This window comes from Virgibacillus dokdonensis (genome assembly GCF_900166595.1).
In the GTDB taxonomy this organism is placed as follows: domain Bacteria; phylum Bacillota; class Bacilli; order Bacillales; family Amphibacillaceae; genus Virgibacillus; species Virgibacillus dokdonensis.
On record NZ_LT745763.1, the window covers coordinates 4,029,706 to 4,047,978 of the forward strand.

19 protein-coding genes and 4 pseudogenes are annotated in these 18,273 nt (G+C 32.6%); 13 read left to right on the plus strand and 10 right to left on the minus strand.

Annotated features, from left to right (window positions below; all coding sequences use genetic code 11):
• Positions 1-106 precede the first annotated feature (106 nt).
• Both B2C77_RS20315 and B2C77_RS20320 read right to left on the minus strand, forming a co-directional pair.
• Positions 107-502, minus strand: coding sequence for an SMI1/KNR4 family protein (locus tag B2C77_RS20315; RefSeq protein ID WP_342068365.1), 396 nt, complete (start codon positions 500-502; stop codon positions 107-109).
• A 75-nt stretch (positions 503-577) separates the two neighbouring features.
• Positions 578-781 carry an HNH endonuclease gene (locus B2C77_RS20320; protein WP_077706996.1) on the minus strand — a complete coding sequence of 68 codons (204 nt, stop codon included), beginning with the start codon at positions 779-781 and terminating at the stop codon, positions 578-580.
• Positions 782-1,047: 266 nt separating this feature from the next.
• Between B2C77_RS20320 and B2C77_RS20325 the strand changes: the two genes are divergently transcribed.
• The 6 genes and pseudogenes from B2C77_RS20325 to B2C77_RS20350 all read left to right on the plus strand — a co-directional run bounded on the left by B2C77_RS20325 (position 1,048) and on the right by B2C77_RS20350 (position 5,437).
• A complete protein-coding gene (locus B2C77_RS20325; RefSeq protein WP_077706686.1) occupies positions 1,048-2,070 on the plus strand; it encodes an AraC family transcriptional regulator in 1,023 nt (340 codons plus the stop codon).
• Between the two features lie 96 nt (positions 2,071-2,166).
• Positions 2,167-2,961, plus strand: coding sequence for an SDR family NAD(P)-dependent oxidoreductase (locus tag B2C77_RS20330; RefSeq protein ID WP_077706687.1), 795 nt, complete (start codon positions 2,167-2,169; stop codon positions 2,959-2,961).
• Positions 2,962-3,284: 323 nt separating this feature from the next.
• Positions 3,285-3,665, plus strand: a pseudogene (locus B2C77_RS22250) (SAR2788 family putative toxin); the annotation flags it as partial.
• Between the two features lie 17 nt (positions 3,666-3,682).
• Positions 3,683-4,279, plus strand: a complete 597-nt coding sequence (locus tag B2C77_RS20340) for a hypothetical protein (RefSeq protein WP_077706689.1) — start codon at positions 3,683-3,685, stop codon at positions 4,277-4,279.
• Between the two features lie 267 nt (positions 4,280-4,546).
• Positions 4,547-5,161: a hypothetical protein gene (locus tag B2C77_RS20345; RefSeq protein ID WP_077706690.1), complete on the plus strand. Its 615-nt coding sequence runs from the start codon at positions 4,547-4,549 to the stop codon at positions 5,159-5,161.
• Positions 5,162-5,176: 15 nt separating this feature from the next.
• Complete coding sequence (locus B2C77_RS20350; RefSeq protein WP_077706691.1) at positions 5,177-5,437, plus strand: hypothetical protein; 261 nt, start codon at positions 5,177-5,179, stop codon at positions 5,435-5,437.
• A gap of 92 nt (positions 5,438-5,529) precedes the next feature.
• Here B2C77_RS20350 and B2C77_RS20355 read toward each other — a convergent pair.
• Positions 5,530-5,886, minus strand: a pseudogene (locus B2C77_RS20355) (group II intron maturase-specific domain-containing protein); the annotation flags it as partial.
• A gap of 180 nt (positions 5,887-6,066) precedes the next feature.
• The gene (locus B2C77_RS20360) at positions 6,067-6,585 is read right to left on the minus strand and encodes a hypothetical protein (protein ID WP_077706693.1); all 519 of its coding nucleotides are present in this window, start codon (positions 6,583-6,585) and stop codon (positions 6,067-6,069) included.
• A 94-nt stretch (positions 6,586-6,679) separates the two neighbouring features.
• On the opposite strand from B2C77_RS20360, the gene B2C77_RS20365 reads away from it, so the two are divergent.
• The 4 genes from B2C77_RS20365 to B2C77_RS20380 all read left to right on the plus strand — a co-directional run bounded on the left by B2C77_RS20365 (position 6,680) and on the right by B2C77_RS20380 (position 8,716).
• Positions 6,680-7,048: a hypothetical protein gene (locus B2C77_RS20365; RefSeq protein ID WP_077706694.1), complete on the plus strand. Its 369-nt coding sequence runs from the start codon at positions 6,680-6,682 to the stop codon at positions 7,046-7,048.
• Between the two features lie 98 nt (positions 7,049-7,146).
• The gene (locus B2C77_RS20370) at positions 7,147-7,611 is read left to right on the plus strand and encodes a transposase family protein (RefSeq protein WP_077706695.1); all 465 of its coding nucleotides are present in this window, start codon (positions 7,147-7,149) and stop codon (positions 7,609-7,611) included.
• 37 nt (positions 7,612-7,648) lie between these two features.
• Positions 7,649-8,416 (plus strand): transposase, encoded by a 768-nt coding sequence (locus tag B2C77_RS20375; RefSeq protein ID WP_254844061.1) that lies wholly within the window; start codon positions 7,649-7,651, stop codon positions 8,414-8,416.
• A gap of 6 nt (positions 8,417-8,422) precedes the next feature.
• A complete protein-coding gene (locus B2C77_RS20380; RefSeq protein ID WP_077706697.1) occupies positions 8,423-8,716 on the plus strand; it encodes a transposase in 294 nt (97 codons plus the stop codon).
• Between the two features lie 321 nt (positions 8,717-9,037).
• Here the strand turns inward: B2C77_RS20380 and tnpA are convergent.
• From tnpA to B2C77_RS20400, 3 genes and pseudogenes are all read right to left on the minus strand, one after another.
• A pseudogene (tnpA, locus tag B2C77_RS20385) lies at positions 9,038-9,431 on the minus strand (IS200/IS605 family transposase).
• Positions 9,432-9,484: 53 nt separating this feature from the next.
• Entirely contained in the window at positions 9,485-10,141 is a 657-nt protein-coding gene (locus B2C77_RS20390) for a DUF6037 family protein (RefSeq protein WP_077706698.1), read from the minus strand.
• 648 nt (positions 10,142-10,789) lie between these two features.
• A complete protein-coding gene (locus B2C77_RS20400; RefSeq protein ID WP_077706699.1) occupies positions 10,790-12,316 on the minus strand; it encodes a DUF3800 domain-containing protein in 1,527 nt (508 codons plus the stop codon).
• A gap of 498 nt (positions 12,317-12,814) precedes the next feature.
• Here B2C77_RS20400 and B2C77_RS20410 point away from each other — a divergent pair, with 498 nt between their 5' ends.
• The 3 genes and pseudogenes from B2C77_RS20410 to B2C77_RS21905 all read left to right on the plus strand — a co-directional run bounded on the left by B2C77_RS20410 (position 12,815) and on the right by B2C77_RS21905 (position 14,383).
• On the plus strand, positions 12,815-13,378 hold the full coding sequence (locus B2C77_RS20410; protein WP_077701823.1) for a helix-turn-helix domain-containing protein: 564 nt from the start codon (positions 12,815-12,817) through the stop codon (positions 13,376-13,378).
• A pseudogene (locus B2C77_RS20415) lies at positions 13,339-14,205 on the plus strand (IS3 family transposase); the annotation flags it as partial. The gene B2C77_RS20410 and the pseudogene B2C77_RS20415, both read left to right, overlap by 40 nt.
• 31 nt (positions 14,206-14,236) lie before the next feature.
• Positions 14,237-14,383 (plus strand): hypothetical protein, encoded by a 147-nt coding sequence (locus B2C77_RS21905; RefSeq protein ID WP_217697403.1) that lies wholly within the window; start codon positions 14,237-14,239, stop codon positions 14,381-14,383.
• A gap of 254 nt (positions 14,384-14,637) precedes the next feature.
• Here the strand turns inward: B2C77_RS21905 and B2C77_RS20420 are convergent, their stop codons facing one another.
• Genes B2C77_RS20420 through B2C77_RS20430 form a run of 3 tightly spaced genes read right to left on the minus strand, consistent with a single transcriptional unit; the run spans position 14,638 to position 18,265 of the window.
• Positions 14,638-16,479: an ATP-binding protein gene (locus B2C77_RS20420; RefSeq protein WP_077706700.1), complete on the minus strand. Its 1,842-nt coding sequence runs from the start codon at positions 16,477-16,479 to the stop codon at positions 14,638-14,640.
• Positions 16,476-17,894, minus strand: coding sequence for an SIR2 family protein (locus B2C77_RS20425; protein WP_077706701.1), 1,419 nt, complete (start codon positions 17,892-17,894; stop codon positions 16,476-16,478). The genes B2C77_RS20420 and B2C77_RS20425 overlap by 4 nt, the downstream gene beginning before the upstream one ends.
• Before the next feature lie 59 nt (positions 17,895-17,953).
• Positions 17,954-18,265 (minus strand): hypothetical protein, encoded by a 312-nt coding sequence (locus B2C77_RS20430; RefSeq protein WP_077706702.1) that lies wholly within the window; start codon positions 18,263-18,265, stop codon positions 17,954-17,956.
• Between the last annotated feature and the right edge of the window lie 8 nt (positions 18,266-18,273).

Below are 18,273 nucleotides of genomic sequence, written 5' to 3' on the forward strand. Positions count from 1 at the left end.
ATGCAGCTTATAAAATAAAAACAAGATTATTTTTTCCTCGGATTTCACTCTGTTATTTTTTTCAGTTATTTTTATGTTATTTTTTAAAAAATAACATCTTTAAATACTAAGAGTTATTTTGTTCAACTTCTCCATATAAACTATTCAGGAATTCGTCAATGTTATTAGCTAAAAAATACATATTACTCATATCATCAGGATTTTCTGGTTCCTGCTCATGATCCCAGAAATAAATTTTTTCATAATACGGTTGCTTAGTGCCTAAGCATATAGCATTACCTGCTGGGTCATCTCCAATTGGAATAAATCCTGCCGGTAACCTTCCGTCCATTATATCTATAAAATCAGCCAGATTATCATACATATTACCGATTCCGTAAAATACATTTAATACACTTCTGCCTTGTTCGTCCGATATAGTAAATAAGTTAGGAGCTACTTTTCCACCATTCCATTTTAATAAAAACTTCTTATATAATTTGGTAAGTTTAATTATATTCAATTTCAAATCTCTCTATTTGTTCTAACGAAAGATTTTTATGTGAACCAAAAATTTCCACCATATATACCCTCCTAATTATTTTCTATTAACGACGCTAATTCCACCGGCATGAGTAAATTCCCTATGAATTTTTTTGTCAACAAGAATCATTGTTCTTCCGTCTTGATGGTGATGCCAAGTATAACCTTCAGGCGTTTCGTATAAAGAAGCGACCGGTGGATCAGAATCTTTGCTTAATCCCGCTTTTATATTAGAGTTTTTATAATCTTCTTCATCTATTTTTACAGTTCCACCCTAATCAATAATTACGCTTTGTTGCTGAAAAGTGGAAAATAAGGTAGAGCTATAAAAACGGACCAAAAATTTAGTATTTATATCCTTATGTACTGCTGTCATTTTTAATATAATTTGGCGTAGTTAGCAAGTTTTTTGTCGTCATTTACTAGTTACAAAGCATCGTTGGAGAGCTACTATTAAACTGTACTGTTAGAAAAGCAGAACACACTTAAACTTATAATGTAAATAGGTAAAGGAGGACCATATGTATGACGTTACATACCTTTGACCGTATAAAAATTCCTGCAGGATTTTGGATAGGATTACGTCAATTGGGAATAGCCGCGCATGACGTAGTTCAAAAAGCACAATTGCCAATCTCCATTGTTTCTGATCCAGTTGTCACCACAGCCCAATATTTTGCGATCTGGCAAGCTTATTCCGACCTCATTGATAACACTGCTACAGGAATCATCAAGCTTGCAACATCCTTTGAAACAAATCATTTCCCTCCGACTGTCTTAGCAACTTACCACGCTCATGACTACCGTGATGCTTTAAAGCGAATGGCCAGGTACAAGCAACTTTGTCCGCCTGAAAGCTTACATATCAACGAGGAAGGTGAACACTGTACAATAGAAATAAAAACATTGCATAGTGAACAACCCGGTCTTCCCCTACTAATTGGTATTACGTTGGCATTTCTTCTCGAACTTGGGCGTCGTGGCACAGGTCAACCTTTGACAGCAAAGTGCGTAGAATTTTCTACCCATTCCATTGGCGACCTACAGATACTTGAAGATTACTTCGGCTGCCAAATTAAGATGGGCGCCAATTGTAACAGGTTGACTATACATCGAACAGATCTAGATCGTCCCTTTGTCTCTTACAATGCAGAATTGTTAGAGATACTGACTCCCGTACTGGAACAGTCGTTGAATGAGCACCCACGCAGCTCTTCAATTACCGAGACGGTCAAGTGGATCATGAAACGTAGCCTAACAGGTGGTCGCCCTGAAATTCAAACTATAGCGAGGGAGTTAGGGATAAGTGATCGTACCTTGCAGCGTCGGCTTACTGAAGAAGGCACAAGCTTCAAGCATTTGTTAGTAAAAGTTCGACATGAACAGGCAAGAGAGTATCTGGCAGACCCGTCGCTTAATATTAAAGAGGTCGCATTTTTGATTGGATATGAAGACCAAAGCTCATTCTACCGCGCCTTTCACCTATGGGAAGGTGCTACGCCTTTAAAGTGGCGTACGGAACATCTCTGTGCAAACTTAATAAATTGACTAGTTTGCTTTTCGACACTGCTGTATCAGTAGCATAACTTAATAAGAACTGTAAAAGAAAAGGAATATTTTTCAAACCAAAAGGAGCAATATATTATGGATATGGAATTAAAAAATAAAACAGCTTTAGTCACTGGTTCAACAAGAGGGATTGGTAAAGCAATTGCCATTGAACTTGCAAAAGAAGGTGTTCATGTACTAATTAATGGACGAAATTACGAAGAGGTAGAACGAACCGTAAGTGAAATGAAGTTAGAGTTCCCTGATAGCTTCCCTCAAAATGCTACTGCCGATATTGGAGATAATCAACAAAGGGAAGCATTATTTAAAAAATATCCCCAAATTGATATTTTAGTCAACAATGTGGGTATTTATGAAATTATGAAATATGAAGACGTTGACGATAAAGTATGGGAAAAGTATATCCGTACTAATGTGCTTGCCGCAAATGGATTATCTAAATTTTACTTACCTAAAATGATAAAAAATAATTTTGGCCGAATTATCTTTATTGCGAGTGAAGAAGCAATTATGCCATCAGGACAAATGCCTCAATATTGTATGACAAAATCAATGCTATTATCATTGTCAAAAAGCCTATCTAAATTAACAATAGAAAAAGAAGTTACAGTCAATACGATCTTGCCGGGACCATCGCTCTCTGAAAATGTGCATCAAATAATTGAGGAGATGTACCCAAATGAAGAAATGACTTTTTCAGCAAAAGAGAAAGAATTTATGACTACAAATCTACCTCAATCAGAAATTCAACGATTTATCAAGCCAACTGAGATAGGTAGATTAACTACCTTTATATGTAGCCCTTATGCTTCCGCTTTTAAAGGTTCTCCGATTCGTATGGATGGAGGCATGGTACCTACTATTTTCTAGCACTTTTTCTTTCAATAAACAAATCTTCATTTAAGAGCGGGCGCTTTCTTTTTACAAAATGCTGATTGCTGAGAATCACTTTTTCCTATTTAAGCGAACTGCACACTATTAATTATTATAAAACTACTATTTTTACTCATGGTTTTGTATGTTCTATTTATAAAAAGAGTTGAAACTAATGAAAGTGTCCAAGTTGAATTAAAAATACCAAACCTAGCTAAAATGTCTTATGTTGCTTTCTCATAAGCCCCCAAATGAAGTTGGACAATAAGAGTACAAGTTATTATAATAAAAAATGTCAGCGAGGCAACCAACATGAAGGTCAAAAAAGTGGAGAAGAGTATATTTATGATTCAACAGAATTAAATGCTTCGGTTTTGCCAGTGGTTCCTGTAGTGGTAGCTTTTATTGCAAGATTAGGTGTTAAGCAGGCTATTAAATATTTTGGGAAAAGGACCTTAAGAAATGTTGCACTTAATATGGCTAAATACTAGAGTCCTATATGGAAGAAATTGAGACCATACAAAGATAAAACTAAAACTTCCGAATCTGAAAAAAAGAAACGGTATTATTAGTGGGATCATCATAATGATATTAAATGATATTGAAATATACGATAGAATTATAAACACTTAGGAAGCAAGGCCCCTTTGACTGGTGAAATGTATAACGGTCCAGTAAAGGGGAGAAGGCTCAAGTTTTAAAATAGGAGATAGTAACGATGCAGATAAAAAAAATTAGAGGTTGGAAAAGAAGGGTAAAACAGCTTGGGGAATGGAAAAAAGATAGTATTACTCTTGATATTAACTTTTTAAACAAGTATGGCGTTGAATATAGAAAAATATTTAACTTTGACGAACGATATTTTACCCCGAATTGGTTTAAACACAAAATTGTTTCAAGTTTTATTGATGTTTTTAAACATTGGGAAGCCCAAGCAAAAGATGAGTTTGAAAGCTTCTACATACGCTTAGATATAAATCAAACTGATATTTTTGACTCTGAAATTATGATTGTTATTGGAGACGCAATTAAAGAATATAAAAGCAAATGGGAAAAAGTTGAAAAACACATTCCAAAGCCAGATTGGGTAATTGAATTTTGTAAAAAAGAGTGGATCCCTTGCTACCAATGCTCAGTCTGGTTAGAAGATGAAATAAACTCACTATCTGACACAGATAAAAGCAAATTAATGGAGCAATTAGTAAAAGTAAATAAAATTAATGATATTTCTGAGGAAGAAATACAAGAGTATACTATTATAGATTCTATAGTATGGTGTATAGAGTACGAAAACAAACCATCTATAATGCTTTGAACTCAAAGTAATTTTCAAATCGATACATTACCTTATAAGAAACCACCTTTCCGTAACTCATTTCAATTATAGTTACAGGAGGTGGTTTTGTTGTGAAAAGAATAATACCAGGACATTTGGTTGGGGTTAAATCATGAGGAGAGGCTATTATGTTATATAACGTCTTTTTACTTCTAAATATTTGTTGTAATTTTCCAATTAAAATGATAGATTGTTGATAATAGAATTAATTGGAAGAAAAAATATTTTTTTGTCCTTTTTTTTTTATTGCTGAGTATTTTTAACGTAACCGTCTATGCTGATGAAATTGGTAGTGAAGAAGAAAAAGATTTCCTTTACGAGGGTTTAAAACCCGGTGAAACAGTTGTGGATTTTTATTCTGAACCAGTATCAGAAGATGAATTAATTTACGAAAATGAAGTACTTCCAAAAGAAGCGCTTACTGAGAATGAATCTATTGAAGGTGAATCTGTGTCACCAATGAGCAGGAGAAAAAAATGGTACCTTAAAGGTGGTAAGAAATATGTTGGTCTGAGTTACGGATCATGGAGATACGCAGGAGCTTCAACAATCAGTGGTGGGGTGTTACATGCATCTCACTCATCAACTGTTGCTAATTCATATTCTGGATCATTAAATGTTACGAAGAGGGATTTAAATGCTTATATAGGATTCAACACTACTAAGTCTTGGTCGAAAACAGTTAGTTATTCAAGCCCCTCATATCCATCTGGTAGGTACAGATTACAATACAGACACGTTTACAAAAAGTATAAAGTAAAACAAGTTCAAGCTTATCATCCTAGAGGTAGGGTGTATGCAACTAAGTATGTATATCCTAAAAGATGGATTGAACGAAATTATAGAGTAGTGAAATTTTAATGCTAGGAGAATTTTATGAACAAAAAAATTATAGGGTCCATTTTCATTCTAATTTCTACAATTCTATATTGTACTCGATACATTAGCGCAGCAATTTCAGGAGCAAACGCTAAAAGTTGGTCTAAAGAAGAATTTATGGCGCATTTATCATATGTACCAAGTAGTTTAATGATACTAAGTATTATTGCTATGATTATAGGGTTAATTTACTTTATTACGGGGCTAATAGATTTAAAGAAACAGTATAATGCAACTAATAGGAATGTAGAAAACTAGATAAATTTATATTCATAATCGAGTAGGAGGGGGCGGCTAACCCCCGACCTCTCACACCACCGTACGTACGGTTCCGTATACGGCGGTTTCATTTAAGTCCAACGCATAGTTTGATATCGTTTATGTAGACTCTTTAAGCCTAGGTTTGACCAGTATCGATCACCTAATGCTCTATATAAGATCGGACTTTTAGCTATACGCCAGTAAGCCTTTCTCGCGTTTGCCCACTCCCATGCTTTTCCTTTACTAATTCCAAATTTTATTAAATTCTTGTATTTTGTTTTGACTTTCTTCCATTCTTTCCAGCGTATCATTCGCATCCTTCTTCGAATCCAGCTATCCAGAACTTCAAATATAGAGGGCGTCTCTGCTAGCTGATAGTAGCCTAGCCAACCTACTAAATATCGATTTAGCTTTGCGATTCTATCCTGCATATTCATAGACTTCTTTCTTGAAGTTAGTTATCTGACACGCTGTTTAAAGCGTTTGATACTTTCTTTAGAAACCCGAATCTTTGGGTTTTCTTTATGGAATGTGAAAGAAAATCCTAGGAATTTACGCTTCCATGGGCCAACAATTAAAGACTGCCTTATGACAGCCTTTATAACTATTTATGGTATTCTTACAGTTTATGATAAACTTACACGGGCAATATTTATTCCTACGTTAACCTTTTTTAACTTATTTTTGACTACCCATCCAACTACCCCGGCTGTTGAAGCGGTGATGACTGCAGCAAATGCGCCAGCTACTATAGCATTCATTGCTCTAACTTTTGGCCCTAACTTCAAGTAAAAGCCTACAAAGCCTTGAATTTGTTGCTCTTGTTTTTCTTCGTTAAAAGATAAATCATCTGAATTAATTGAAGCCATTAATTCAGCATCATTTTCTGAAATTCCAATATCCATAAGAGTTTCTTTAACGGCATTAAAATCAACAGTGCCATCTGTATTTTCTTCAAAATAAGTAGACAATTGTTCTGCCATTTGGACCTGATTCTTATCTACAATAACATCTGTGCCATATTTCCAATCAATTGGTTTTTCATTTTCACCATAATTAACTTCGCTAGCATGACTACTTATTGGAAAAGAAAGACCTAAAACAACAGCAACAACGCATAATACAGGAAAGAATTTTTTAAGCACATGAACCCTCCTAATTAATTTTTAACACAGAAGTATGTACATGGTGTTATAATTATGATATTATTAAGAATTTTAAAAAAGGAGAATGGTAAAAATGTTTTTACTTTTATTTACCATAATTTATTGTGTTATAACACAGACTTTGAATATTTCTTATGAATATGCTATGGGAATTTATATAATAGGTTTAAGCCTTGTAAAAGGATTTTTTAGCGAGGAAATAAGGGATATTTTTAATTTCCAAAAAGCAAAGAAATTATACGAAAAGAACGGATTTAATAATTCTTTAATGGAACTTTTATCTTTAATATTAATATTTGTTAATTCTTATTTAATTGATTATAAGCCCTTCCATCTTTTCGAATTTGTTTATATATTTTTTCTTATTGCAATTTTATATCGTTTTTTATTTTGGGGTACAACACAAACACTTAAGAAGTTAACTTATGTGAGCTTAAAATGAGAAAGTATAAATGCTACTCTAAGAATGGCTCTTACGCATATTTGGTGAGAGTATTTTTTTGATAAACGGGAATATAACCAATAAAAGGGGTGATTCATATGCGTGAAACTCTAAAACAATTGGATTCTCGTCTGAATGTTGTTTATATTATTCATCACTCCCAATTATTGGAACTTGTTGTCTTTCTTGAGTCAAAATCGTCTAAATGTCCAGAATGTAATGATTATACAAGTAAACGACATAGCGCATATATGCGGAAAATATTTGATCTACCTTTTCAAAATAAAGCAGTAATTCTTCATGTGAAATCCTATAAATGGTTTTGTGAAAACGATACTTGTAAAAGAAAAATATTCACCGAACGTTTACCATGGATAGACTGTCATCGTCGCACGAAAAGGTTGGAAGAAGCTCTTCGTACCATTGTTTTTTCTACAAGCGCGGTGCAGGCAGAACATGTTTGCCGCTCTTTAAAAATGCCTGTAAGTCATGATACACTATTACGCTTAGTTTATAGAACTTCTCTTTTACGAAGGGAAAGCCCCTTTCATAGGTATCGATGATTTTGCTTTCAAACGAAGACAGACATACGGTGTCATTATTTGCGATGCTAAAACATCTAAACCAATTGACTTATTACCAGATCGTAATGTTGAGACATTGAAATCTTGGTTAGAAAATTATATTCCTATTAAAAGAGTTACTAGAGGCCGATTTCCACGATTCAAACAAGTTCTTAATGAAACCTGTCCCGATGCTATTCAGATTAATGATCGTTTCCACTTGATACAAAATTTATGGAACCTTCATGATCAAGTGATTAAAAAAACCCTACCTTCAAAAATCCCTAAAGAAAGTGATGGAACAAATAGAAAATCACAACCAATTCCCCTTACAAAACAGGAAAAATGTAAACAGGAGAATGTAAATAAAAAATGGGAAAGGGCTCTTCGTGTTAAACAACTAAAGAGTAAAGGATTCTCAAATCAAGATATTGCATCAATGCTAAATATCGATCGGCGAACAGTTGCAGCTGACTTATTAAAAAAAGAACCCGGAACAGGATGTCGACGTAAGCGGCCAAAACCAATTAATAAGTGGAAAAATAAAGTTATAGAATTAGAAAAGAAAGGCTTTACTGTTCAAAACATCTACAACGCCATTTCAAAAGAAGGGTATGACGGTCCATACAGTTCAGTTAGAGTTTTAGTGGCTGATATTCGTAAACAACGAAAAAAAGGATTAAATCCAGAAACAACTATATATTATTCTAGAAGAGAAATACGAAGAGTTTTATGGCAATGGTCACTTTTTAAGGACAATAATAAGGATGATGAAAAATTGGTTAACAAAATATTAAGGGATTAACCACAAATGGGTCCTTATTTTGCCTTTATCAATGGGTTTCGCGAAGCCATTTCTAATCAAGACAAAGAGGAATTACGACAGTTGATTTTGTATGAGAAAAAACGCAATGATCCGATAACAAAAGGATTCGTTACTAAATTACTATCTGATTTCACCTCTAATCTTCATGCTTGTATTTATAAGGAAAGTAATGGATTCGTAGAAGGTAACGTGAATCGATTGAAAACAATCAAAAGAATGATGTATGGACGTGCAAGTTTCGAGTTATTAAGAATTCGAGTACTCTATCCATATCAATAATTTTTTAAGACTAATCATTATTAATTGGTAAATGGTGATTTATACACCAAATATGCGTAAGAGCCATTTTATCATTGACATTTATAAGAAAGGGAAGTTTCCACATACTCTTGCCAAAAAAGGGATCTCTGGTTGCTAGATGCCACTCTACAATTACGAATTCAGACCTTAATAGCTGCTTAGTAGAATTATCTGTCTAACTTTATGGGGTCACTTCAAAGCAGGTGGATTTAGACATAAATGTCGACGACTAAAGTCGTTTCTCAGGCTAAAGTCCTGCTCAAAGGCCTTAGCTAAAGCATCCTCAAAGCTAGGCTAAACTCATTCTTCTATCCTAAATATTTCGTCCTTACCTTCATTGAATTGATTTTCTATATAATTTCTTATTATTTCTTCCGTTACCGTTCCTACGGTGGCACAAAAATATCCTCATGCCCACAAGTGCTGCCCCCAATATCTTTTTTTGAGTTCTGGAAACTCATCCTGCAATAATTTCGATGATCTTCCTTTTAGATACTGCAATATTTTACTTGGAGCAATACTTGGAGGACAAGATAATAATAAAATGAATGTGGACTTTCCCAACACTTCCTTGCACTATGTTAATTCCTCTGGCTTCACAACCTTGGCTTATCAAATCACGTACTCTCACCGCTATATGCCCGCCCAAAACCTTATATCTATACTTTGCCACCCATATGACATGATATTTGATATCATAACAGCACGACTATTTTGACTATCTCCATATTATGTTAAGCCCCCTTTTTACAAATTATTGTTTCTCTCTGCCCATCGTAGAAGAATATCATCATCTGTTTTATTTCTAGTGGGATCCTCAGAAAAACAAAAACTTATTGTAGTGTCATCCATCAGTTTCTTAAATAATTCTGGTCTCTGTAGTGCTGCTTTTTGGTTATTTTCAGGACTCCTTTGTCCTAGTGTACCATCCTTTTTGATTCCATTTCTCTTCACGCCAATACAGTAGATACCTCTAGAAGATTCAGAATCTGTCTTATTTAAGTACTCTATTATAAAATTCTTTAAAGGTGCCTGTTTATTTGTCATTAATTGATCTGGAATAAAAGTAGAAAAATATTGTGTAAATTGTTGAATAACATCTCCTAGATTTTCTTTATACTCAATCTCGAAAAATTCTCTAAATGATTTCATATCAGGAATATGTATTTTAAACAAATCTGCATAGGTACGAAAGGTTTCGTTTCTTTGCCCCTTTTTAATAAACTCAAGCTTAACAATCGCATACTTACTATCTTTCTTTTCTCTATCTGAGTAAACCTTTACTAGGACAATATATTCTTGCTTTTTATGCTGGAATAGAAAAGCGTCTACAGCCCAATTTCTTTCCTTTAATTCATCTCTGATAACTTTTAAGTTTTCTAAAGGCGCTTTTTGTTTAATCATAATATAACTCTCCCTACATAATTTTCGAAAATTATTTTCCTTGTGATTAATATGTAACATAATAAAAAAATCTGTGCCTTAAATGTTCTTCCATTAACCTGTCCTGTTAATTGAACAAGCTTTGAGAATTTTGTTGAATAAAAAGCACCTTAATATGCAATGATTCTATATTTTAGTAATACATAAACTTTAATAACCACACTACCAAAACCTACAATTATTAAATGACAAATACAATATATGTCTTGAAGAAAAAGGGAGCTATTTCTCCCATTTAAATATAACCTCTTGTTTTCAAGCTAGTAAAACTGTTGTCACTATTTATTACTAAGTAATCGAGCACATCGTTGCCTAGTGATCTTCCAGCCCCGACTAATCAATCTTCTTGTAACGTTAATAACTTCCATAGATGGTGTTATCCGACATTTATTAAATGCTATAACATTATTCTTCTTTTTTAAATACCTAAAGATATTTCAAAGCCAACCCGACAAAATCGTTTATTTTTCTGAATATAAAACTTGGAAAAATGGCAGCGGTAAGATTTAGGAGCAAAAATCCAAAAGAATCCTGTACATCAATAATAAAGCAATTCGAAACAAAACTTGATTTGATGAAAGTAAAATACAATAGTTTAATAATTGTACTTTATATTATTTCAGCATAATATTGATTATTTATAACACCAAACTTTACTTTTGAAGGAAATATATTCATACTCATATTTGCAAGACTTACACAATAAATAGTCCAATTTAATAATTCTAAAGGCAATAGATAGCACTCTATTTGATCATTATTTTCTACTGTTATATTAGGTTGCTCCATATTACCAAAAAAACCCACAGATAGAACATTATACACTTTTCCGGATTCCGTACTAGGTATTTCCAAATAATCATGTTTAGTCCAATCCAGATAGCATATTGCCCCTCTTTGATTATAATAAATTCCATCATCTTCAGTTATTGGATTTATTGGCAGCTTAGAACTCATATTAAAAAAGTAATGTTCTAAATTAGTACATACTAATGTATTGTATCGCTCGGGATGCATTTCTAAACCAATCTCTCTATAATCTTGAAAGTTCTCGTAGCTGTCGAAATAATTCAACAAGGATACAAATTGTATAAAGTTGTCTGCATATATCCCTGAGTAAGACTTAAACCAAGAATTATTCAATTGGGTTATTATTTTATGCATTTTTTTATATAGAACCAATTGATCTTTATTTATACAAAACCACTCTGTTGGCAATAAATTCTTAGATGTAGCTTCTTTTATATTTTTATACACTAAACCATCGTCTAGCTTCTTAATAAACTTGGAGATAATACCAACTAGCATATCAGCTATTTGTATACCAACGTGATTTTTTGAATCATCCTCACAGACATTCTTAATATTCATTTTCCGTGCGGAAACTAAGGTTTTGCTATCTTCATTTTCATTTCCTTCTTTATCTAAAATAAGTTGATATTTTATAATTCCGTTCTCATCTAGATATTTCTTAAAACCATCAAAAGAAATTCTATATTCCCAATCAACCTTAAAATCTTTATTGCAATCGTCTAATATAACTATCAAATCATTGAACATGCTATTTTCTTTTTCTTTAAGAATAATATTTGAGTTATTTGCTTTTATTCGCTCTTTATAAAACTTTTTTAGCTCTCCTACAATATCTCCATCATTATAAATTGCTTCAATTACATTTTGGGGTTTATAAAGGGAAACTGATTTAGAAATCGAATATCTCAAGTTGTCCATATCTATCAATAAATTACTCTCATAATCCTTAAAAATTTGATTAGTTACATATTCAATCTTATTAAGTACAGAAAAATAAAGTAAAATATCTTCATCTATCAAATCTAAGAAATCATTTAAAAACGAAATGTTGTGCTTGTTAATTGAAGCAAAGCCATTTTTCATTTTCATAGATGTACTTTTAAATTCATTATTAACTAACCTTGATTGGAATTTATCCTTGAAATTGTTAAACCCTTGCTCAATATCGTTTTTTCGCTCATTCGCATAACCAATAATTACAGATATAAAATTATTTGAGTAGTTACCAGCTTGGATCGTTTTTTGATTTATTTTCCTACTATGTTCAGATTCATCATAATAAAATATGTAAACTTTCTGATTTGCATTTCCAGTAATGTTCATTCACTTCTCCCCTTTATACCTGTAACTGATAAAACGTACTAGATTGTGACTCAATACTGTTATTAGTAAAAACCCACTAGAAAAATAAGTGGTCTTTAGACTCAGTATAGCATATTAAAGATTGATTTTTTTTACTACAATCACTAATACCTTCTCTTCTGTAATGATATCTTCATCGTTTTATTTAGAAAGTACTGGTCCTTGAATATCCTGTCTTCAATAATTATAAACGCGTCTCGTTTTCTCCTTACAAAATGGGCATTTTTGTTGTTTTTGTTTTGTGTATAGTTTCACAATAAAGCTACTAGACACTTCAGTTACATCCCACGCATCTACATGCTTGTCTTTAATCCCCAATAATTTTATGATAAAATGACGTTGCACTTCTATCCCCTCTCTTTTTCTATTGTCTTAACAACTTTAGGGTAACAAAAAGAGGGGGAATGGTGCCGCACCCCAAAAGTTAGAGTGAAAATCTGACTTTTGGGGTGTTTTTATATGGCTAAATATAGTTATGAATTTAAATTGATGATTGTAAAAGAATATCTTGAAAATTCCTTGGGCTATGGATTGCTAGCGAAAAAACATGGTATTCCAAGCCAATCACCAATTGAGAGGTGGGTTCGTGCTTATAAAGAATTTGGTGAGGACGGGCTACGCAGGAAGCATTCTAAACAAGTTTATCCTGTTCAATTTAAGTTAGATGTATTAAACTTTATGAAAAGGACAGGCGCTTCTTATCAAGATACCGCGATTGTTTTTAAGATGAACAATCCCACATTAATTGCGAACTGGTACAGAATTTTCTGGAATGAAGGTATAGAGGGCCTGCAAGATAAATCGAAAGGACGGCCTCCTATGTCTAAAAATCATAAAGCTAAACCAGCGAAACAAGAAAAAGAGTTATCTCGTGAAGAACTGTTAGAACGCGAAAATGAACTTCTGCGCTTAGAGAATGCCTATTTAAAAAAGTTAAAAGCTTTTCAGGAGAATCCGAACGCCTTCCTCGAAAAGCACAAGCAGCGTTGGCGTTCGAACTCAAAGAAGAAGGATTCAAATTAAAAGATGTGTTAGAAATTGTGGGTATTCCAGAGGCGACTTATCATTACCATATGAAGCAATTACAGAAAGAAGATCCAGATAAAGAGTGGAAAGAAATCATCCTTGAGCTTTTTCAAAAGCACGAGGGTAAATACGGATATCGTCGTATTTATTTAGAGTTAAAAAGCCAAGGTTATGTAATAAATCATAAAAAAGTCCAGCGAATTATGAATGAAATGGGTTTAAGGTGCGTGAAATTCACACGTAAATCTCGCTATAAATCGTATAAAGGTAAGGTTGGAAAAGTGGCTAAAAATCGCTTGAACCGTAGATTTAATACATCCATTCGCCTTCAAAAACTAGTGACAGACGTGACTGAGTTTAAATGTACCGAAGATCAAAAACTGTATTTAAGTCCAATAATGGATTTATATAATGGTGAAATTATATCCTATGGTATTTCTAACAGTCCAACATTAGATTTCGTTATAGCACCGTTAAATCAAGCACTAAAAATTATTAAAAATGAAGCTGAATATCGAACAACGATTCATTCTGATCAAGGTTGGCACTATCAACATAACAAGTGGATGAAAACATTAAAGAAAAACAAAATCTTTCAAAGTATGTCTAGAAAAGCAACATGTGCGGATAATGCGGCAATGGAAAATTTTTTTGGCGTTCTAAAGCAAGAAATGTATTATGGGGAAAAAATAGTGTCTTATGAAGAGCTAAAGCGAAAAATTGAGGATTACATTGATTACTACAATAATGAACGTATAAAGTTAAAATTGGCTGGTTTAAGTCCAGTACAATACCGAACTCAAACCAGCCAAACAGCTGCATAATAAAAACTCTAACTTTGTGGGGTCACCACCAATGAGTGTGTTTTTTTGCACACTGAAAAATCCCATTGCGATAGAGGACACCACCACAATCAGTATAGAGCCTTATTATCTGGAATTAATGCCAGAAAAAAAGCACCAGCAAGATGCCGATGCTTTAAATCTGTTAAGTGCTTTATAAGCTTAACGTTAATTTGAACCAACTTGAACCAAAAAACCTTGGTAAGCGTTGGTATATCAACAATCCTATTAACGTTTTGAGAACTGAGGGAGGTAGTAAAATCAAGGCTTGCAGGCACTTTTGTATGCTACTTGTATGTTACATGAACTTATCCACAGGTTTATAAAGCAAGCAAAATGAAATTGGACATACTTTTTATCTTTCGGTTCGCACTTGAAGTTCGAGTTGTTATAGTAAACTCGCTCATTCAATAATCATTTCCATAAATCAGTTAATAAAACAGTATCACTCTGGGGTCTTAAGTTAATGTTATCAATAAAATCTACAGAAACAGTTACAGGCATTGTTAAAGCTGTGCCGGATATGATACATACTCCTTGTGCAAGGACAGGTAACATAGATTTAGAAACCTTGTCTAATGTTGATATGGAATTATCTATGATCTGTAGGTCCCTCTCATTCACCAATTTATGTAGAAAGAAATTATGCACTTGTGAAAGGATTGTAGGTGATATATCGGCAGGACGTTGACTCGCCAAGGTTAAGAAAAAACCGAATTTCCTGCCCTCTTTTATTATTTCTTCAAACAATTCTAATCTGTAATCCATCCAACCATCCTGCTCACGTAAAGATTGATTTGATAAAATATTGTGGGCTTCATCAATGATAAGATGGAAACTTTCTTTCGCTTGTTTCATTTTATGACTATCAAAATACATCTTTGATATAATGAGGGACAGGAACTTTTTAGACTCTGTATTTAAATCTCTAAGCGAAATAATTTGTAAGAATGGCTGTTCTGGTAATTCCTCTACTATCTCGATATAATTATAAATTTTACTAAGTCGTGTTTCTATCCTTCTCAGTAATGGAAGAATATGTTCCTGTGCAACATTTCCATATAACAAATCATGTACAAGCTGTAGATGGCACCTAATTTCAAATTCTTGTAATACATCCAAAGGTGTATTAATTATATGGTTTCTAATTTCCTCTAATAATAATACCTCGTGTGATTCCTGACTAAAATCACCTTCGAATCTAAACCATCTTCTATCTCCATACCAATCTTTATGAAAAAAATATTGGCTTTCCCCGTTATAAACTTTAGTGTTCTTGATATTAATTAAGTATTGGTCTATACCTTGTATATGTTTTTCAAGAACTTCTACCATTATATCTCTAATGTTCTGATTAGGAATCCCAGTATAAATATACCTAATTAGCGCTAATACCCAATTAGAAAGTGAATCACTCCCAAAATTATATTTTTTTGATCTTTTTAATAATCTAGTAATAAAAGGTTTTTGTGTTTGTTGGGTAGCCGAGAACAATACTGAAAGCATTTCATCATCAAAGAAAACATCAAATTCAATTGGAAATTTATCTCCAAAGGTATTTCCAGATGTTAAATTATAAATTTTTTTCTTTTCCTCATCGTTAATGCCAAAAGACTTTTCATGTACATATTCACCATTAAAGTCTAATACTATAAAAGAACTCTTGGTTGTGAGGTTTGGTAACTCATTTCTGGTAAACAATTCATAATATAATTTATGTAATGTATTCGACTTACCGCTTCCTGTATTTCCAAAAACACCAATATGTGAAGCAAAAAATGAATTTATCGGCAACGAAATGCCATTGTTTTCATTTAAACTCTTCCCAATTGAGATAGTAAAACTATTATCTTCAGAGATATAATTATTAATAAATATTTGATTTATCTCTTCATTTGTAGGTATATTGCAAAAGTTACCAATCATAGGTAGGAATGAAGCTCCACTTATAAACTCTCCATTTTTAATATAACCAATCGTTTGGATTTCAATAAGTCTTTTAATGCTATTTTTTGAAAATCTATTATCCAAATTGTATCCTTTTGCGCTATTTAAATTATCCCAAAAGGATTCCGAATTCACTTTTGCAATAATTTTAATAAACCCTTGGGAAATAATAACAAAACTGTTGACGCTAACGTTTTTTATTAACTCTCCATTATGTATAAATGTTGCGTGATTAGCATCATCAAAAGTAGCAACTTTTGATACAAAGCCATTTACTTCAACAACTACCCCAATTTCTAGACTATTCATTCTGTATCCCCTGTTTCTGTTTCCTTTTCTGTTTCTTTACCCACTATAGGTATATATTTATTTGCGATATCCATTTCCAATATTGAATTAAATGACGAAAAATTCAGTACAGGAATAACAGAATTTCCAGCTTCATTTTCAAGTTTTGATACTACATTTGAATATATAGATACTCTACCTTCATTTGTTATTACAGTAAAATTTTTGTCGTCTTGGTTTTCTTCCTCTTCCATATAATCTTCTTCATCCATTTCTTTTACCAAAAAATCTTTGGGTTCAATGAACTTTATATTAATTGGGACATTTCCAATTGAAAAATTAAATTGTGATATGATATTACTTTTTTCATTATCAGTAAAACAAAAGATAATAACTAAAAGAGCTGGATTATTTAACGACCTCTGTACAATTTCTAATATATGTTCATCCTGAAATGAAAAACCAAATACAACCAGTAGAGATTGTTTTTTTTCAAGTTCATAACTAAGAAGTCTAAGCATGCTAAAATAATGTTCTTTTATCAAGGTAGTTTGGAATTTATCTTTAGTCGGTAAGACAATCTGTAGTGCTTCAACTTTTTCGATGAGTTTCGATAAACTTTCGCCTGCATGTTCACCAATAAAATTTAACTCTTTAATCAAACCTTCATTAACTAATTCGATATTATTCATATTTTCAATAAGATTCTCTAGGGAGTCAGTATTCATGATAAATGGAAACTCTTTAAAGTATTGATTAATCTCTTGTATAACAATTTCTAAATCATTGTTTATTGGAGAAATTAAATTCTCCTCAATTGCTACCTGTATTTTTGAACGGTTATTATTTTTCGCATATTCCTTCCAATTTATGGAGCCATGGCATTTAATTAAATTCACGGCCGGCATCTCATTTGAATAATTATCGAATACCCCCGAATAAAGTAATGTTTTATTAAAATTATCCGTACTTATAACCCTTTTTCCATACCCGTTTGTCCCGTCATTAAAGAATATTCGGGGATTCATTTCGAGTAGCCGGTCAATTGAAGACTCTATAAATAGATCATAATTGGTAGTAATCACATTAAGTCTTTTAGGTGAAATCCTACTATTTCTTACCTTTAAATATTCTATCCCATTGTGAATAAATCTAGAATATTCATCTATGATAGAAAGCATTAAGTCTTTTTTATCATTGCAACAGCATTTATCAAACATAAAATGATGTAAATATATGTTATCTCTTATAGATTGATAATAAAAAAGTGCTTTCACTAAATTCTTACCACGATAATCTATATTCTCATTTGATAGTATTTCCTCAAAGTTACCCAAAGATGAAAAATACGGTGCTGATGCCCCCGCACCGAGAAGAAAAGTTACATTTTTCTCTATTAAGCTCTCTTTTAATACTTCAACAACCGAGCTATTCAAACTTTATCGCCCCCAATTTTATAACTTAGAAATCTATAAACTTTATCCTAACCAATGATTTAGGCTAGACCCTTCAATTTCCTATAGAAATCATTTTCCTCAAGGGCTACCCCATCTGAATTTTTATTTCCACTTTGATTTGCTATAAGCAATTCGATATCTTTAATGCATTTCTTTATATCTGAAGGCTTTGTTGTCAGATGAATATCAATTTCTTTATCCAAATTCACCTTTTGCTTAAGCAGCGAGAGCGACTCTGAAATCACTTCGATTATCTTCTTATCTTGATAAAAGGCAATATCTTTAAAGTCTTGAAAATCCTCTGGGTAAATACGGACAGATTTATAATATTGACGACTTTTTGCGCTCATCGATTACA

What these genes read in the sequence shown, in the direction of transcription:
- B2C77_RS21905 (WP_217697403.1), top strand. Translation starts at nt 14,237, where the DNA reads ATGAGTGTGTTTTTTTGCACACTGAAAAATCCCATTGCGATAGAGGAC.
- B2C77_RS20410 (WP_077701823.1), top strand. Translation starts at nt 12,815, where the DNA reads ATGGCTAAATATAGTTATGAATTTAAATTGATGATTGTAAAAGAATAT.
- B2C77_RS20390 (WP_077706698.1), bottom strand. Translation starts at nt 10,141, where the DNA reads ATGATTAAACAAAAAGCGCCTTTAGAAAACTTAAAAGTTATCAGAGAT.
- B2C77_RS20340 (WP_077706689.1), top strand. Translation starts at nt 3,683, where the DNA reads ATGCAGATAAAAAAAATTAGAGGTTGGAAAAGAAGGGTAAAACAGCTT.
- B2C77_RS20400 (WP_077706699.1), bottom strand. Translation starts at nt 12,316, where the DNA reads ATGAACATTACTGGAAATGCAAATCAGAAAGTTTACATATTTTATTAT.
- B2C77_RS20365 (WP_077706694.1), top strand. Translation starts at nt 6,680, where the DNA reads ATGTTTTTACTTTTATTTACCATAATTTATTGTGTTATAACACAGACT.
- B2C77_RS20325 (WP_077706686.1), top strand. Translation starts at nt 1,048, where the DNA reads ATGACGTTACATACCTTTGACCGTATAAAAATTCCTGCAGGATTTTGG.
- B2C77_RS20430 (WP_077706702.1), bottom strand. Translation starts at nt 18,265, where the DNA reads ATGAGCGCAAAAAGTCGTCAATATTATAAATCTGTCCGTATTTACCCA.
- B2C77_RS20330 (WP_077706687.1), top strand. Translation starts at nt 2,167, where the DNA reads ATGGATATGGAATTAAAAAATAAAACAGCTTTAGTCACTGGTTCAACA.
- B2C77_RS20370 (WP_077706695.1), top strand. Translation starts at nt 7,147, where the DNA reads ATGCGTGAAACTCTAAAACAATTGGATTCTCGTCTGAATGTTGTTTAT.
- B2C77_RS20420 (WP_077706700.1), bottom strand. Translation starts at nt 16,479, where the DNA reads ATGAATAGTCTAGAAATTGGGGTAGTTGTTGAAGTAAATGGCTTTGTA.
- B2C77_RS20380 (WP_077706697.1), top strand. Translation starts at nt 8,423, where the DNA reads ATGGGTCCTTATTTTGCCTTTATCAATGGGTTTCGCGAAGCCATTTCT.
- B2C77_RS20350 (WP_077706691.1), top strand. Translation starts at nt 5,177, where the DNA reads ATGAACAAAAAAATTATAGGGTCCATTTTCATTCTAATTTCTACAATT.